The sequence below is a fragment of the Acetoanaerobium pronyense genome (genome assembly GCF_017874355.1).
In the GTDB taxonomy this organism is placed as follows: domain Bacteria; phylum Bacillota; class Clostridia; order Peptostreptococcales; family Filifactoraceae; genus Acetoanaerobium; species Acetoanaerobium pronyense.
In genome coordinates this window covers 1-16,781 of record NZ_JAGGLI010000036.1, presented here as the reverse complement: position 1 = coordinate 16,781, position 16,781 = coordinate 1, and the positions used below count along the sequence as shown (strand labels likewise).

Here is a 16,781-nt window from a genome sequence, read left to right as displayed (position 1 = left end):
TAGGAGGAGTATATATGCTTAGTATAAAACAGGGTGATACCTTCGCATTCAAGGCCGAAATGAAAAATGAAGATGAAACCCCCATGACAGGTATAGCCTATAAACTTAAATCCCAGATAAGGGATATAAAAAACACTTTATATGCAGAACTTCAAATAACAGAGACAGATGATATAGGAACATATATTTTTAAAGCCGATGCCGAAATCACAAAATCATGGCCTGTTACAAAGCTCTACTGCGATATCCAGTACAAGGACGCAGATGTTGTAAGTTCTTCTGAAACTATTGAAATAATGGTGGAAAGAGATGTGACGAAGGATGAATAAGCTAAATATAAATATAGTGAAAAAGAGCAGTCCTGTAATTGTCGTAAAAAAAGAAACACCGATTTTAATTGGTCCCACCCTTCCTGGTCCAAAAGGTGAAGCAGGACCACAAGGACCAAAGGGAGAAAATGGAAGAAGCTTTCATGTTGATAAAACGGGACCGCAAGACCAACTGCATATATATGATCAGGAAATTGAAGGTTTTTCATATCTTGCAACCGACACTGGTAATCTCTATATAAAAAACAGTGATTCATTAGGAGATTGGTCTGAGCCTATTCTTTTTAGGGGAGCACAGGGAATTCAAGGAGAACAAGGTCCCAAGGGTGAAAAAGGAGATTCTGGAGTTCAAGGAGAACGAGGTATTCAAGGGATACCTGGAGAACCTGGAAGTGAAGGGCCAAAAGGAGAAAGAGGTCCTAAAGGCGAGGATGGAATTAGTGCCTATGAGGTTGCAGTTTTAAATGGGTTTATTGGAAATCAGTCTGATTGGTTGCTTTCTTTAAAAGGTGAACAGGGACCAATAGGTCCTCAAGGAGAGCAAGGAATTCAGGGTTTAGCAGGAGAGCAGGGACTTAATGGAAGCGATGGAAAAAACGCATATGAAATTGCCCTTGAAAACGGATTTTTAGGAAGTGAAGCCCAGTGGTTAATTTCTTTAATTGGACCAATGGGTGAAAAAGGCGACCCAGGAATTCAAGGACCGGCTGGTGAAAAAGGTGAACAAGGAATCGCTGGGCTGCAGGGGCTTCAAGGAGAGACAGGTCCCCAAGGTCTAAAGGGTGATTCTGGAGACCCCGGGCCAATGGGTAGTGAAGGTCCAGCAGGAGAACAAGGTATTCAGGGGGAAGACGGAAGTAGCGCTTATGAGATTGCGGTTTCAAATGGATTTATGGGAACTGAATCTGATTGGTTAATCTCTTTAAAGGGTGAGCCAGGAATAGAAGGTCCTATCGGTCCCCAAGGAATCCCTGGTGATTCTGGTCCTCAGGGCTCTAAAGGTGAAAGCGGACTAGACGGTAACGATGGATTAAATGCTTACGAGATAGCGGTTTTAAATGGGTTTACTGGAACAGAATCCCAGTGGCTCATATCTTTAGTAGGCCCGCAAGGTGAAACAGGCCCACAGGGTACTCAAGGTCCAGCAGGAGAACAAGGTCCTCAGGGAATCCAAGGTATGCAGGGAGATCCTGGCCAACAAGGACCCAAAGGTGATCAAGGAGAAGCTGGTATGCAAGGTCCTAAAGGAGACAAGGGAGATCCTGGAGAATCAGCTGATCTTACGCCAGAAAATATAATAGGTGGACTTGGATACACACCTATGGATGAAATTAACGGAATTATAAATGATGGGTCTGTCTTCAAATTCAGGGTTCTAAATGAAAAACTTCAATATTTTGATGGTGATGGATGGAACGAAATATCAAGTGGCTCAGCTGAAGTTTCTGACATACAATATTTCTTAACTTCACTTCAAGAGGATATTCCAATGCCAACAAGTGGAACTTGGTATGATGCCTTATCTCTTACACTTCCTGCTGGGATCTACTTTATAAACGGATTTTTAACTTCAGGAAGGACTGCAACAACAGCCTCAAGACATATATCTAGAATAACGGATAAGACCAATCATTATACATCGACATCTTTTTACCATGCATCTGTTGCAAATACATGGAATAATATGTCCATGGCTACAGTTATTTCTCTTATCCAAACAACAACCATATTTCTTCAGTGCACTACTACTGCAGGGGCAACTTCTCAGCTTATCAAAAAATCCACAAATGACTATCCATCTGGAGATAATGCCACTCAGCTAATCGCAATAAGACTTGAAGGACCAAAGGGAGAAAAGGGTGACAAAGGAGATCCCGGGACTGTTGGAAAGGCAACAATCCCCTACCCTATACCAAACAATGAAACAACAAATACAAATTGGGATGATGGTTTTTGGAGCAGAGTATATTTTGATAAATCAAGATATGAAAACTTAAATGCATTATATTTTCAGTGCGTGCTTCAACAATTTGATGGAGATTCCCCAAAGAGAATATATGCAAGACTTGTTACAAATGAAGGAACTCCTATTGAGGGCTCGGAAGTATCGGAGATATTGCAGCCATGGTTTACGGATGTGAAGGTTTCTATGAACATCCTAAATAATATTCCAGAGGGAGTCACATTATTTAGAACTCAGATGAAAGTTGAAAGCGGAGCATCAGGATTTATAGGAAGTTGCAATATTTTAGCGGAAATATCCTAGTGTCGAGAGGTGTTTTTTTATGCTCAAAATAATTCATGAAAATCAAACAGAAGAATTTCCCAATGTAATAACCGCATCAATTCAAAAAAGGATTAATGGCAACTATACTTTTTCATGTGATTTTTTAGGTGAAGAGCATCAGATGGACAAAGTGAAAAGAGGAAACCTTGTAGATGTTGACAATAACTTGTTTAAAATCGAGGAAGCAACTAAAACCCATGAAGGTAATAACAAAGTTTCCTTTTCGATTTTTGCTGAGCATATATGCTACTCACTTTTAGATTATGATATGGATTTTGAAGGTGATGAGGATGAAAGAATCTTCTATGGAACCGCCAGAGAAATTATAGAAATGATTCTTTTAAATACAGGATTCACCCTTAGAAACTGCATTGAAAAATATGGAGTTTTGAAATTAAGCAAAAGAATGAACAAAAAGGAAGCTCTTTTAAAAGCTGCAAATGAATTTGAGTGTGAGATTCTATTTGATAGAAATGAAATGGATTTTCTCGACTTAATCGGTGAAACAACCTCTTTTGAGATTAAGTACAAAAGTAACCTTAAAGGGATTTCTGTAATAGAGCATCATAATGGAGTGAGATATGAAGTTGACTACCCAGAGCTTTACCTTTTAGATGAATACTCAAGCATAGGAACGGCTAATCTTGGGGACTCGATTTTGGTAAAGGATGAAGTTTTAAACATTGATATCAGAACAAGGGTTATACAGATGCAGTACAATCCATTTAGAAAGATAGAGATAAAGGCTCTTCTTGGTTGTGGGATAGAGCATATAAAGGAAGAAATTGATTGGGAGAAAAACGTGGAGGAAAGGATAGACGAGCTGGAAAAAAGAGATTTTCAGCAAGTGACCCAAATTGTTGAGGTGTTTCATGAAGAGGTTAAAAGTGCAGACGTTGTCCATGTCCTAAATGCTTGGATAAGGAATCTATTTGTGGAAAATCTTCAGACAAATTTTAACGCCATAGATCCAAGAATATCAACTGAAGAGTACAGAAGCTATATAGAAGCGAAGGAAATGGGGATTAAATTTAAGAAAGCACTTCTTAGTGAGGGAAACGACATAGATTTGGTTCTTCCTGATGGGAGCAATGTTTACTGGACCGCCATAGGAGAAAATCCTGATGCTTACCAATATTTCACAATCACAAGCCCTTCCAATTTCTTTAAAAAAGACCCAAATCTTTCAGAGTCTGAAAATGAGATTCTAAGGCAAGAGTTTATAGAATCCTTCAAGGTTAAAATAAAGGAGAGCCTAGTTGAGGCCACCCTTTTAAAGATTGAATTTGAAGCAATACCCGGAAATACAGGTGGCGGAGTCTATCCTGTAATGACATGGGGACAAGGTGACGGAACAGAGCTTGGACAAAAAGGGTTTATATACAAAGATACAACTGGCTTTTATTTCCAGTACTATAAAAACAACAATAATTTGGCTCAAATCAAATTTGATTCAGATGGAGTATCGGTCCTTAATGAAAATGGCGATATGTCAAAGGGACAGCTTAGAAATATACACGTTACTGAGGATTTAAGCTCTATCGATGAAGAGGATATCTTGGAAGGTGATATAGTTTGCGTAATAGGAGGTGATTAATTTGTCATTTGTATCCGGTGACGGAACTTTAAGTAACCCCTATCATATCTATTATTTGGAGGATCTTTTCAATATAAGAAACCACCTTACAAGTTACTTTAAATTGATTCGAAATCTTGATTTTCAAGATGATGATTCCTATATGAATCCTTCGCAAAACAAACCACTATGGACCTCTGGCCTAGGGTGGAAGCCTATAGTAAGCAGTGCTGGCTACTGGTTTGAAGGAGAGCTTGATGGGAATAAAAAGACAATTAAAAACCTTTATATAAATAGAAGCGATAGTTATTACATCGGACTATTTGAGGGGTTTGACTACTGGCAGAGAGGCTTAGGAGCTGTAGTAAGGGACTTGGGTCTTGAAAATATCAGCATAACCACGAATCAGGCGGCGGGAGGTCTTGCATGCGCCATATGGTGCGAAGAAGGAAAAGGTGGAGAAATAAGTAATTGCTGGGTTACAGGAGAGATAAATTCAAGCTTGTGAGCTGGCGGCATTGTCCAGTATTTGACTGATGGCTTTACAATAAGAAACTCCTGGACGGATGTAAACATGACAGGAGGAGTTCTTGTTGGAGGATTTGTTTCCCAGTGCTGGTATGGGGTTATAAAAGACTGTTATTCAAAGGGAAATGTAATAGCTGAACAAGACGGTGCAGGATTTATAGCAAGACATGAAGGTGGGAAAATAAGCAAGTGCTATAGCCTTGGAAATGTAACTACAACGGGCTATATAGGAAACGAAGAAAATAGAAGAGGAAGGGCTGGAGGGTTTGTTTCTCATCATGATGGTGGGGATATAGAAAATTGTTATTGCAAAGGTGATGTGAGGGGAACAAGCCTTCCTTCAATTGGAAATCAAAGCAGAGCCCAAGTGGGAGGATTTGTTGGACTAAAGGGTTCATCAGGATATATGAAAAACTGCTACTGCATAGGGGCAGTATCTGGTATAGCCACTTTAAAAGGAGGATTTGCAGGAGAGGTCTTAGATTATCCAGGCATTCCCCTGCCTGAGGCTTGCTACTATTATATGCCACCTAACAATCAAATAGGAATTCAGGTTTCAGAGCAGGAGATGAAGGAGAAGTCCACTTTTTCAGGTTGGGATTTTAGCAGCATATGGGCAATATCTCAATCAGTGAATGAAGGCTTCCCCTATTTTGGAAAGATGAATAAAGGGTTATACGTTAAATTCAATAATGAATTAAAAGGTGCAAGTGGATATGTAAAGAAAAATGGAGAACTGCTCCCTGTTAGCTTTGTGAGAGGATGAAAAACTATGAAAGAACTTGTACTAAAATTTCAACTTATTACTGCAGGAATTGGAGGATTTCTTGGATGGACAATAGGAGGAATTGACTCAATAGCAAATGCCCTGGTTGCCTTTGTTGTAATCGACTATCTAACAGGAGTCATGGTTGCGATACTTGAAAGAAGACTTTCCAGCAATATAGGGTTTCACGGGATAATAAAGAAGGTTATGATATTTGTTTTCGTTGGAATAGGACATATATTTGATACAAAAATAATAGGTGATGGAGGTGCTGTACGCACTGCTATCATCTTTTTTTATATCTCAAATGAAGGAATTAGTATAGTTGAAAACGCAGCGAAGATTGGCCTTCCGGTTCCAGAAAAGTTAAGAAACGCGATTCTTAGTCTTAAAAGCGAGGAGGAAAAACATTATGGAAATAAAAACTAGGTATATGACAAGAAACGACTGCTACAGGTCAGGTAGAAAGATTACTCCTAAAGGGATTATGATTCACTCCACTGCAACACCGGGAGTAATGGCAGGAGCATGGTTTGATAGATGGAATAAATCCTATAAAGCTAAAGAAATAAATAGGCAGGTATGCGTTCACGCTTTTGTGGACGATAAGGAAGTATGGCAGTACCTTCCTTGGGATCACAGAGGATGGCATGCTGGAGGAAAAGCCAATGATTCGTATATTGGAATTGAGATATGTGAGCCATCAGGCTTTTTTTATTCCCATAATGTAATGATTGGTTATGATGCCAAGGAAAACAGCCTATATTACAGACAAGCATTCAATAACGCTGTTGATCTTTGCGTATTTCTTTGCAAGGAATATAGATTAACAGAAAAAGACATTATAGGACATTTCGAAGGTCATAAAATGGGGATTGCAAGTAATCACGCAGACCCTAATCACTGGTTTTCAAAACACAAAGATAATATGGATACCTTTAGAAAAGCAGTTAAAGAAAGACTGGAAAATGATTACGAGCTTGAGCTGGCTGTAAGAATATTGGCTGAAAGAGGAATTATAAATACCCCTTACTACTGGATGGATAATGCTAGGGAAGGTAAAAATATACGGGGAGATTATGCAGGTATTTTAATTAAAAGAATGGCGGCCCTTTGCTCTGATATGTATGGAGGAATTAAATTATAACTTATTTTATGCAGGATATATAGAGAGTGTAAATAATTTTGTGTAAGGCAATACTTCTAGATTATATCTACCTAGAGGTATTGCCTTTTCACTTAGATTTCTTTTTAATTTCTATTAGGTGATTTTGAATTGGTAGGGGATATTAACACACCTCTAAATGCTTGAGAATATTTCCCAGCCGTACCCCCTTTACTACCCATATCTTCTATACTATACCACTGACCATCTATCTCAAATTCAGCCCATGCATGTGTCGTACTATAAGCTATCCTTGTATTGAATCCATATACATCAAAGGCTACTTGCATCATGTAGGCCGTTGCATTACAATCCCCCTGACCATAGAATATACATGCAGCACCCGATTCATCACTTATACCCTCGTCTAATTGTTTTACAGCATCAGGTCTTAAATGCCTTATAACCATACTAGCACTCATTACTCTTTCTACAGTCTTTACATCTGACATCAAGATACCTTTATTTAGACTTTTCTCTAATTCCGCCATCCTTGTAGGTGTTAAACGACCGTTTTGATAATCTTGTACTAATTTCGCACCAGACCAACCACCAGCATCCGCAGTACCCTTATCTAACATATCTCTTACACCAATAGCTTTATTCACAACCCTATCATACTCTGCTTGACTATTTGCACCATAGGTATGGAATCCAAACCTCGTCTCTATCTTTTGACTACCCGACCTCGCATTTAAACTATATCTACTACCATGATTTAACTCCGTCAATGGAGAAGCATATACTACCTTCCTACCCTCTTGTTGACTTATGTTCTCTACCATATCTATTTCATCTTTTGATACTACTTTACTAAATTCTCCTATTTTAACTGTTTGAGTATTTTTATCCCATGCCGTTTCCAGATTTAAAGCTTTTGCTATATATGCAACTGGAAGCATTGTTCTTCCCTGTAGAACTAGAGGTTTAGTATCCATTTCTAATTTATTCTCATTTATAAAAATTGTATTTTGCTCTACTGGTATTACTAATGTTTTATCTTTGAATACTATTGTCGCAGTTTTAGTGGAAGAGTTCCATTTTACCTCTCCGCCAAAAGCTTCTGCTGCATATCTCATAGGTACCATAGTTCTTCCATTATGAACTAAAGCCTGAGAATCCATTGATTTTTCAGTAGTATCTATAAAGTATGAGCTTTGACCTATTTTAAAATAAACAGTTGGAGTTTTGTTTTCTCCATAACCAATACTTCCTAATAAATTTCCAACTAATAATGTAGTTAAAACAAACCCTAATTTCTTTTTAAATAAGTATTTACATTTCATATCCCTATCAAACCCCTTTTAAGTGTAATATTTAGTTCTATTTTATCATTAAAATTGTTTGAAAGAGTATGAATATTTATAAAAAACATAATAAAAGTATATGTCAAGGATAGAGACAACTGGAAATAAGGATAGGCTGATTTTAAGCATCCTGGGGATTTTATATTTCTTCAGGATGTTTTTTTTGAATAAAAATTGAAAATAGAGGTTTTTTAACCTAGAAAATATAATTTTGGAGGTCTTGTATGCAAATTAGAAAACTTAAATATGAGCCTGATGTAAAAAATATATCGAATAACCCACCTTTAAGTAGTGAACAACTTCAAAGGGAAATCGATTACTACAGAGCTGAAAAAATCTTAAAAAAGATGCTTGAAAGAAACCTTATTTCAAATACTGAGTTTAATAAAATTATGGGTTTAAATAGAGTTTCATTTGCACCTGTATTGGCAAGACTTATGCCTGAAACCCTTGATATATAGCTACTTCAGAGGTAATATGTGACCTACCAAAGAGGAGGTGAGATGATGAAAAAGATAACAAAAATAGAAGGTAGCAATTCTGATGCTTTAATCAAATCAAAGCGTAGAGTAGCTGCTTATTGCCGTGTTTCTACAGACAGCAATGAACAGCTTATTAGCCTTGAGGCACAAAAGTCCCATTACGAAAAGTATATAAAGTCAAACCCAGAGTGGGAGTATGTAGGACTTTATTATGATGAAGGAATAAGTGGTACGAAAAAAGAAAAACGTTCTGAACTACTTAGGATGTTATCTGACTGTGAAGATGGCAAGATTGATTTAATAATTACAAAGTCTATTAGTAGATTAGCCAGAAATACTACAGACTGCTTGGAGATGGTTCGTAAGCTGGTAGACCTTGGAGTTTACATCTATTTTGAAAAGGAAAACATCAATACGGAGGCAATGGAAAGTGAACTAATGCTATCCATATTAAGTGGACTTGCAGAAAGTGAGTCCATATCTATTTCTGAAAATAATAAATGGTCAATTCAAAGACGATTCCAAAATGGAACCTTCAAGATTTCATATCCGCCATACGGCTATCAAAACATTGACGGACATATGGTTATAAACCCCAAACAAGCAGAAGTTGTAAAGTATATTTTTTCAGAGGCATTATCAGGTAAGGGTACACAGAAAATCGCAGATGGCCTTAATTATAGAGGAATCCCTTCAAAAAAAGGTGATAGGTGGATAGCTACAACTATTAGAGGAATTCTTAAAAATGAAAAATATACAGGGGATGCTATTTTGCAAAAGACTTATACGGATAGTAACTTTAATAGACATATAAACAACGGTGAGAAAAATATGTATTTGGTTAAAAACCACCACGAGCCAATTATAAGCCATGAAGTTTTTGATGCAGTAGAAGCTGTTATGAAGCAAAGGGCAAAAGAAAAAGGCATAGAAAAACACAACAGTAAAAATAAAAATCGATATGTTTTTTCAAGTAAAATCATTTGTTCAGAATGTGGAAGTACCTTTAAAAGGCGTATCCATTCATCAGGAAGTAGAAAATATATAGCCTGGTGTTGCAACAAGCATATAAAGGAGATAACTGAATGCTCCATGCAATTCATACGAGATGAAGATATAAAAATGGCTTTTGTTACAGTGATGAATAAATTGATCTTCGGTCAGAAATTTATATTAAGACCACTGATTCAAGGGCTACGAAATCAGAATAATACAGATAATTTCCTAAAAATCAAAGAATTAGAAGTTAAGATTGAAAACAACATAGAGCAAAGCCAGACACTGACTGCTTTAATGACGAAGGGGTACTTGGAACCCTCTTTATATACCAAAGAAAAGAATGCACTTGAAACAGAGAGGGCAATACTACTAGCAGAAAAAGAGAGACTTACCCGGTCAGTTAATGGAAACCTTTCAAAAGTTGAGGAAGTCAGTAAGCTACTTAAGTTTGCTACTAAGTCTAAAATGCTTACAACTTACGAAGATGAGTTTTTTAAAAACTACGTGGACCGAATTATAGTTTATTCACGAGAAGAGATTGGTTTTGAATTTAAGTTTGGAATTATACTAAGGGAAAGGATGGGGAAATAAATGGGACATACACCCTACGGTTATAGGATTGAAAATGGAAAAGCTGTAGTGGATGAAATAGCATCAGAAAAAGTAAAGTATTTATATAAAGGGTATTTAGAAGGACTATCTCTTATGGATGCTTCTAAAGAAGCGGGGATACAGTGCCACCATGCAACTGCAGCTAAAATGCTACAGAATAAGCACTACCTTGGAGATGAATTCTATCCACCGATTATTGATGAGGATACTTTTGAAAAAGCTAAAACTGAAAGACAAAAACGAGCTGAAAAGCTCGGAAGGATATGGGAGCCTAAGGATGAACCGGAAACGGATTACCTTGTTAAGTTCAAAGCAAAACCTCTGGTACAAAAATATAACAACCCATTTAAACAGGCAGAATATGCATACAGCTTAATAGAAAGTGAGGTGTAGTAAATGGGGTTAAGTAGAAATGTCACGGTTATTCCAGCATTTAAGAGGGTGGGTAATCAAAAGACAAATGAAAGCAAAGCTAAAACACGAGTAGCAGCCTACTGTCGCGTTTCTACGGACAGCGATGAACAGGCCAACAGCTATGAAGTTCAGATTTCCCATTACACAGAGTTTATAAATAAGAATCCAGAATGGGAGCTTGCTGGAATATTTGCAGATGATGGTATTTCAGGAACCAACACAAAAAAACGTGAAGAATTTAATAGGATGATTGAAGAGTGCATGGAAGGTAAAATTGATATGATTATTACCAAGTCAATTAGCCGATTTGCTAGAAACAGTGCGTCCAGCTAACGCTAAATATATAGCAGGTGGGAACCCTGTCTGGTAAGGTCTAGCCAACCGCCAGTACTCAGCCTTGGAGCCGAAGTGGTGACACTAGGTTTAAGCGTAGGCAGTAGGAGCATTCGAGCCGCAATCCGAAAGGGTGAAGCGATACAGCCCCGTTAGCAAACATAAATACAGAAGCCGATGTACTTGTTTCTACAGTAGGCAACAATAGTATTATCACTAATGGCAAGAAAATACTATTTCTGTCGGGGTCGAAGAGCGTGGCGAGTTTGACATTGATATATTTAGTGGACTGGAGAGGTCTTGCATATTCCAGAAATGGTAATGAATAATACAAGAATGAAAGAAGTCAAGATTATTCAGAAGATATGTAAGAAGTCGGATTAGTTCATAGTACCAATGAAGCGAGTAATGACCGTGGAGGGAAGGGACTAACATAGAAATCGCCTTTAAATAGGCAACATTATCACACGAGAGGTGAGAATATAATGACAAATGAATATTTAAAGATAGTTGAACAAGTGGGAAAATATAAGACGGTACAAAATCTTATGCACCATGTAAACAAGGAAACTTTATACCTAAAGCACAAAGCACAGATAAAGAAAAAAAGCACCAGGAATAGACGGCATAACAAAGATAGAATATGACCAAAATATTGAAGATAACCTTGAAAAGTTAATGGGAAGGATGAAAAGATTTTCATACAAACCCCAAGCAGTAAGAAGAGTATATATACCTAAAATAGCTAGTGATAAACTAAGACCACTAGGTATACCATCTTATGAAGATAAACTTGTACAAGGAGTTATGGCAGATATTTTAAATATAATCTATGAGCCGAAGTTTTTAGATGTATCCTACGGCTTTCGTCCAAAAAGAAGTTGTCATCAAGCAATACTTGATTTAGATAAGAAAATCATGAGAGAACCAGTGAACTACATTGTTGATGCCGACATAAAAGGATTTTTCGATAATGTAAATCACGAATGGATGATAAAATTCTTAGAACATGATATAGAGGACAAGAACTTTATTAGATATATCAAGAGGTTTCTAAGAAGTGGAATAATGGAAGAAGGCAAATTTATAGAAAGTGATAAAGGAACCCCACAAGGTGGTCTAATATCACCGATACTTGCCAATGTCTACCTACACTATGTGCTTGATTTATGGTTTGAAAAGGTAATAAAGAAAGAATGTTACTATGCCAGTATGGTAAGGTACGCAGATGATTTTGTATGCTGTTTTCGGCACGAGAGAGAGGCTAAGATGTTCTTAGCTAAGCTTAAAGAAAGGTTGTTAAAATTTGGGTTAGAAATAGCAGAAGATAAAACTAAGATAATGAGATTTGGAAGATTTCAAAAATCCAAAGAAACTTTTGACTTTTTAGGATTTACACATATAAATGGTGTAAATAGAAGAGGAAACTATAAACTAATACATCATACATCAAGTAAAAAGCTTAAAGCAAAAATGCAGGCAGCAAAACAGTGGCTATATGAACATTTCCACGAGAAACCTTCAGATATAATTAAAAAGTTAAATGTGAAATTAATTGGTCATTATAGATACTATGGAATATCTGATAACCATAATAAGTTAAGGAGATTTCAAAATTACTGCCGTAGGCAATTGTTTATAGCACTCAACAGAAGGAGTCAAAAGAAATTAACCTGGGAGAAATACCTAAATATATTAAAATACAACCCAATAATAGAGCCAAAGATATATGTTTCCACATGGCAATAAATGATTTTTATGAAGAGCCGTATGCGGGAAAACTGCACGTACGGTTCTGTGAGGGGCGGCAGTAATAGAGATATTATGGAAGCCGTCTACTCGACCTTTGGATACTTTAAAATATGTACGCTTACTAAAGGAAAAGAATGTGGCCATCATGTTTGAAAAAGAAAATATTAATACATTGACCATGAATGGTGAAATGTTATTAGTGATTTTAAGTTCGCTAGCTCAACAAGAGAGTGAATCCATTTCAGCCAATGTAACCATGGGACTTAAGATGAAAATGAAACGTGGTGAAATGGTTGGATATAATGGTTGCTTGGGTTATGATTATGATTCGGAATCTAAGACAATTTCAATAAATGAAGAAGAAGCTGATATCGTAAGGTATATATTTAGAAGGTATGTAGAAGGATCGGGCTGCTTTGTCATAGCAAAAGAGCTTTCAAATCTGGGCTATAAAACTAGACGTGGAAGTACAAAGTGGCATGAAAGCACTGTTAGAGGCATCATTAAAAATGAAAAATATAAAGGTGACCTCCTTCAAGGAAAGACATTTACCGTTGATCCAATCACACATAGGCGTTTAGATAACATGGGTGAAAAAGAGCAGTTTTATGTAGAAAACAATCACGATGCAATAATTTCAGATGAAATGTTTGAACGAGCTCAGCAGATACTGAGTATGCGAAGTAAGAAGCACGGTAAGAATAATTACTCGAGAAAGTACAGCCGAAAACATGCCTTTAGTAGTATGTGCACTTGCGGCTTTTGTGGTGGCACCTACATAAGAAGGATTTGGCATCATGGAACAGATCATGAAAAGCCGGCTTGGCAATGTGGAAAAGCAATTAAACAGGGGAGAAAAACCTGTGGTCATTCAAAGGGGATTCATGAGAGTTTTTTAGAAGATGCCTTTGTAAATGCCTATAATAAGATTCAAGAATTGAACACCACAGACATTGAAGAATTCTTCAGCAATATTGAAGAAGCTTTGGATGTGGGTTATCTTAGAAATGAAGTAAATGAATTGTCGTCTAAAATCAAGAAGTTAGAAACGAAATCACAGACACTCTTGGACCTGCGACTAGATGAAAAAATCACTGAGGCAGATTATGGAAAGAAGTACACTGATATCGAAGAAGAACTTAAAGTGTGTAAGGACGAACGAAATGAAAAGTACGAAGCTCTCCAGGGAGAAGAATCAATAACAACAAGAATCAACGAGTTCAGAAAGGTCTTAAGTGAAAATTTAGAGATTAAAGAGTTCGACCGTGATATTATGGATAGCTTGATTGACAAGATTGTAATTGGAGCAAAGGATGAGGAAGAAAATCACAATCCCTATGTGGTCACTTTTGTATTCAAAGCAGGGATGAAATTCAATGAAGAATTCTACGAGAGAGTTGCCAATTCATCTGCTATAATTGAAGAAGACAATTTGTCTACTTACGCAACAGACGACAAGCGACTAGCGTGTACCTATGCCCCTAACAAGGCATGCTGAAGCCGTAACACTGCTTACGAAGTAAGTAGATGTACGTCTTATGCAAAGTTTTCCCAAGAGAAGCAGAGCTACGATTGGTAGAAAACGACTGCAGAGTGTGTATTATTGATGTCAAGGGTGGAGAAATAATATAATAAGAAACCCCGTAATAAAGGGTTTTTTAGGGTTTTGCTACTTAGTGCAATAAAAATTGCAGTTTGTCGTAAATTTATATTATAAATTAGTCCATAACTTTATTTGGCGTACAAATATTTTTACCATAGAAGAATTATGTGCTAATCCTGTCTTTGACACTTGCAAAGCATAAAAAGCTTGAAACCTATTGTAAATATTAGAATTCAAGCTTTGTGTTTATGTTAAAAAAGTGCGTACTTTTTTTTATTTTTTAGTACATGTATTTAGTAGTTAAAAAACAAATTGACAATAGAATAAGTTTGATATATAATTTATTTTAATATTTAAGCTTGATGGTTTCAATATCACTATAAATGTTAAATATATTAGCATTATGATAATATTTGATTGTCTATATGAAAATACGGAATGCCTTTATAAATTTCATTGAAATTAAACAGTATACTACGTGTGGTAATTAAATATATGGAATTTCTTTATTAGGAGGGGAAAACCATAAAAAAAGGTCAGTTAGAAGCCGAAATAAGTAGAGCATTAACTCAATGGGAAAAGGATTTTTTGGGTAGAGGGTCTGTAACGGTTAAGACTGACATTCTCAGAGACATGGTCATTGTGGTCTTAAAGGGTATCTTAACACCTGCAGAATATAAGCTCTCGGAAACACTAGAAGGTTTATTGTCAATAAAAAAAATCCGTGGTAACTTAGTTGAGGCAGGTAGAGATAAACTAGGTGGAATTATTACAGAACAAACTGGTGAAGAAGTTATATCTTTCCATACAGATATTAGTACTAGAAATGGTGAAAGAGTTATGATATTTAAATTAACTTCTGATTTGGAGAAAAAAATAATGCTTTAATAAACATATATACTGGGAGAACTGAGAAAGTCCATTTATGAGTAAACTAAATGAACAGTTGAAGTTAAACCGACTATTTTTAATGTAAGGAAGTATCGCCACTAACTATAAGTGCGATAACTTCCCCTGTTAAAATGGTCGGTTTTTTTATTTTTTTCCCAAGACTATACAATCTAATATAAGTTGATTGGCAAATGAAATGCATAAACTTGCTTGTTGTGTAAGAGGTGAAGTAATTAAAGTGTTAAAAGAATAAGGAGAAAAAGCTTTATAAAATACATTACAAAGTAGGGTGACAAAATGAGTTCTTTAGAAATTGCTTTTAGCAACATGGCATCTCCAGCGATATTATTTTTTATACTAGGGGTCATTGCGGTCTCTGTTAAATCAGATTTGGAAATACCGGATTCGATTGGTTCAGCTATAACGTTATATATTTTAATATCTATCGGACTAAAGGGGGGCGTATCAGTTAGTAAAACTGGCGTTCAGGGATTAATAATATATGCTTTAGCCGCGGTCATTATTGGTATTGTAATTACTACTCTAGTATATGTTATAATGTCTAAGATTGGATTTGATTCGTCTAATGCCGGATCGATAGCAGGGCATTATGGGGCATGTAGTAGTGTAACCCTTACATCAACTTTAGTTTTCCTGCAACAAATAGGAGCTAATTTTGAGGAGTTTGTACCTGCTTTATACCCTTTCATGGATACCGCAGCATTAATTACTGCTATTATTCTGGGCTATACGGGCTTAAAGAAGAAATCTACAGAAACAGATAAAAGTGATTACGCCATAAAAGACATATTACGTATTTCTTTAACAGCTAAATCGACATTATTGATCTTTGGTGGTTTTCTAATTGGGCTTATCTCAGGTGTTGAAGGTACAAAAAGTCTTATGCCATTTTATGATAATATTTTCAAGGGAGTATTTACAGTTTTTATGCTTGATATAGGGTTACTTACCGGTTCAAGATTATATGAATTGAAAAATGTCAGACCAATTACATTTTTATTAGCGATTATCCTACCACCAATCCACGCTACTATCGCCATAATTTTAGCTACTTTTATTGGCTTGAGTCCTGGAGGAGCAACAATATTGGCAGCCTTAGCCAGTGGTGCGTCCTATATAACTGCACCTGCAGTGATGAGAGATACTTTCCCTGATGCTAATCCATCTTTAGCTCTAGCCATAGCTTTAGGGATTATCTTTCCATTTAATATTATACTTGGAATTCCACTTTACTATCATTTAGCAATTATGATTTCTCAATTTATTAAATAGGGGTGGTTCAACGTGTTAAAACAGGTAGAAAAACTAATAATAATAACTGAAAGAATAATAATTTCTAAAATAATAGAATATATAGAGTCTTTAGAAATTAAAGCTTACACTATTTATCACGATGTCTCAGGACAAGGTCAAAGAGGTATGAGGTCAATATCTGGAGGGCTTAGCAGGTTTGGTGAAAATATAAGAATAGAAATAATAATTGAAGATGAAGAACAAGCTGTGGAAGTAGCTGAAAAGATATACAATAAATATTTGTCTTCAAGGTATGCCGGAATAGTATATTTAGAAAAAATTAGAGTAGTTAAGTAATTATACAAAAACACCCAGTATATCTATATAGAAGCAATCTGGTAATATGTCAAGAAAAGATTTTTAAAGAAAACGTACAAAAGATTTAAAGAAGGGCAAAGCAAATAGAACCTATGATTTTCAATG

15 protein-coding genes and 2 pseudogenes are annotated in these 16,781 nt (G+C 36.2%); 16 read left to right on the top strand and 1 reads right to left on the bottom strand.

What is annotated here, in order from left to right; all coding sequences use genetic code 11:
• Nucleotides 1-14 precede the first annotated feature (14 nt).
• From J2Z35_RS12550 to J2Z35_RS12520, 7 genes are all read left to right on the top strand, one after another.
• A complete protein-coding gene (locus J2Z35_RS12550; protein WP_209661748.1) occupies nt 15-329 on the top strand; it encodes a hypothetical protein in 315 nt (104 codons plus the stop codon).
• Nucleotides 322-2,595: a collagen-like protein gene (locus J2Z35_RS12545; protein ID WP_209661747.1), complete on the top strand. Its 2,274-nt coding sequence runs from the start codon at nt 322-324 to the stop codon at nt 2,593-2,595. Before J2Z35_RS12550 ends, J2Z35_RS12545 begins: the two co-directional genes overlap by 8 nt.
• Nucleotides 2,596-2,614: 19 nt before the next feature.
• Nucleotides 2,615-4,213 (top strand): phage tail protein, encoded by a 1,599-nt coding sequence (locus tag J2Z35_RS12540; protein WP_209661746.1) that lies wholly within the window; start codon nt 2,615-2,617, stop codon nt 4,211-4,213.
• A gap of 1 nt (nt 4,214) precedes the next feature.
• Nucleotides 4,215-4,700, top strand: a complete 486-nt coding sequence (locus tag J2Z35_RS12535; RefSeq protein WP_209661745.1) for a hypothetical protein — start codon at nt 4,215-4,217, stop codon at nt 4,698-4,700.
• 66 nt (nt 4,701-4,766) lie between these two features.
• Entirely contained in the window at nt 4,767-5,486 is a 720-nt protein-coding gene (locus tag J2Z35_RS12530; protein ID WP_209661744.1) for a GLUG motif-containing protein, read from the top strand.
• Between the two features lie 6 nt (nt 5,487-5,492).
• The gene (locus tag J2Z35_RS12525; RefSeq protein WP_209661743.1) at nt 5,493-5,915 is read left to right on the top strand and encodes a phage holin family protein; all 423 of its coding nucleotides are present in this window, start codon (nt 5,493-5,495) and stop codon (nt 5,913-5,915) included.
• Nucleotides 5,899-6,633 (top strand): peptidoglycan recognition protein family protein, encoded by a 735-nt coding sequence (locus J2Z35_RS12520; protein ID WP_209661742.1) that lies wholly within the window; start codon nt 5,899-5,901, stop codon nt 6,631-6,633. Before J2Z35_RS12525 ends, J2Z35_RS12520 begins: the two co-directional genes overlap by 17 nt.
• 104 nt (nt 6,634-6,737) lie before the next feature.
• Here the strand turns inward: J2Z35_RS12520 and J2Z35_RS12515 are convergent, their stop codons facing one another.
• Nucleotides 6,738-7,937, bottom strand: a complete 1,200-nt coding sequence (locus J2Z35_RS12515) for a copper amine oxidase N-terminal domain-containing protein (RefSeq protein WP_209661741.1) — start codon at nt 7,935-7,937, stop codon at nt 6,738-6,740.
• Nucleotides 7,938-8,182: 245 nt separating this feature from the next.
• Between J2Z35_RS12515 and J2Z35_RS12510 the strand changes: the two genes are divergently transcribed.
• From J2Z35_RS12510 to J2Z35_RS12470, 9 genes and pseudogenes are all read left to right on the top strand, one after another.
• A complete protein-coding gene (locus J2Z35_RS12510) occupies nt 8,183-8,419 on the top strand; it encodes an SHOCT domain-containing protein (protein WP_209661740.1) in 237 nt (78 codons plus the stop codon).
• Nucleotides 8,420-8,464: 45 nt separating this feature from the next.
• Entirely contained in the window at nt 8,465-10,030 is a 1,566-nt protein-coding gene (locus J2Z35_RS12505; protein ID WP_209661739.1) for a recombinase family protein, read from the top strand.
• Nucleotides 10,031-10,444 (top strand): serine integrase family protein, encoded by a 414-nt coding sequence (locus tag J2Z35_RS12500; RefSeq protein WP_209661738.1) that lies wholly within the window; start codon nt 10,031-10,033, stop codon nt 10,442-10,444.
• A 3-nt stretch (nt 10,445-10,447) separates the two neighbouring features.
• Nucleotides 10,448-10,786 (top strand): annotated as a pseudogene (locus tag J2Z35_RS12495) (recombinase family protein); the annotation flags it as partial.
• A gap of 627 nt (nt 10,787-11,413) precedes the next feature.
• A pseudogene (gene ltrA, locus J2Z35_RS12490) lies at nt 11,414-12,547 on the top strand (group II intron reverse transcriptase/maturase); the annotation flags it as partial.
• 97 nt (nt 12,548-12,644) lie between these two features.
• Entirely contained in the window at nt 12,645-14,048 is a 1,404-nt protein-coding gene (locus tag J2Z35_RS12485) for a recombinase family protein (protein WP_209661737.1), read from the top strand.
• Nucleotides 14,049-14,678: 630 nt separating this feature from the next.
• Nucleotides 14,679-15,041: a DUF2294 domain-containing protein gene (locus J2Z35_RS12480; RefSeq protein ID WP_209661762.1), complete on the top strand. Its 363-nt coding sequence runs from the start codon at nt 14,679-14,681 to the stop codon at nt 15,039-15,041.
• Between the two features lie 300 nt (nt 15,042-15,341).
• A complete protein-coding gene (locus tag J2Z35_RS12475) occupies nt 15,342-16,337 on the top strand; it encodes a sodium-dependent bicarbonate transport family permease (protein ID WP_209661736.1) in 996 nt (331 codons plus the stop codon).
• A 12-nt stretch (nt 16,338-16,349) separates the two neighbouring features.
• On the top strand, nt 16,350-16,655 hold the full coding sequence (locus tag J2Z35_RS12470; protein WP_209661735.1) for a P-II family nitrogen regulator: 306 nt from the start codon (nt 16,350-16,352) through the stop codon (nt 16,653-16,655).
• The last annotated feature ends 126 nt before the right edge of the window (nt 16,656-16,781 follow it).

What these genes read in the sequence shown, in the direction of transcription:
- J2Z35_RS12475 (WP_209661736.1), top strand. Translation starts at nt 15,342, where the DNA reads ATGAGTTCTTTAGAAATTGCTTTTAGCAACATGGCATCTCCAGCGATA.
- J2Z35_RS12550 (WP_209661748.1), top strand. Translation starts at nt 15, where the DNA reads ATGCTTAGTATAAAACAGGGTGATACCTTCGCATTCAAGGCCGAAATG.
- J2Z35_RS12500 (WP_209661738.1), top strand. Translation starts at nt 10,031, where the DNA reads ATGGGACATACACCCTACGGTTATAGGATTGAAAATGGAAAAGCTGTA.
- J2Z35_RS12525 (WP_209661743.1), top strand. Translation starts at nt 5,493, where the DNA reads ATGAAAGAACTTGTACTAAAATTTCAACTTATTACTGCAGGAATTGGA.
- J2Z35_RS12530 (WP_209661744.1), top strand. Translation starts at nt 4,767, where the DNA reads ATGACAGGAGGAGTTCTTGTTGGAGGATTTGTTTCCCAGTGCTGGTAT.
- J2Z35_RS12540 (WP_209661746.1), top strand. Translation starts at nt 2,615, where the DNA reads ATGCTCAAAATAATTCATGAAAATCAAACAGAAGAATTTCCCAATGTA.
- J2Z35_RS12520 (WP_209661742.1), top strand. Translation starts at nt 5,899, where the DNA reads ATGGAAATAAAAACTAGGTATATGACAAGAAACGACTGCTACAGGTCA.
- J2Z35_RS12545 (WP_209661747.1), top strand. Translation starts at nt 322, where the DNA reads ATGAATAAGCTAAATATAAATATAGTGAAAAAGAGCAGTCCTGTAATT.
- J2Z35_RS12510 (WP_209661740.1), top strand. Translation starts at nt 8,183, where the DNA reads ATGCAAATTAGAAAACTTAAATATGAGCCTGATGTAAAAAATATATCG.
- J2Z35_RS12515 (WP_209661741.1), bottom strand. Translation starts at nt 7,937, where the DNA reads ATGAAATGTAAATACTTATTTAAAAAGAAATTAGGGTTTGTTTTAACT.
- J2Z35_RS12505 (WP_209661739.1), top strand. Translation starts at nt 8,465, where the DNA reads ATGAAAAAGATAACAAAAATAGAAGGTAGCAATTCTGATGCTTTAATC.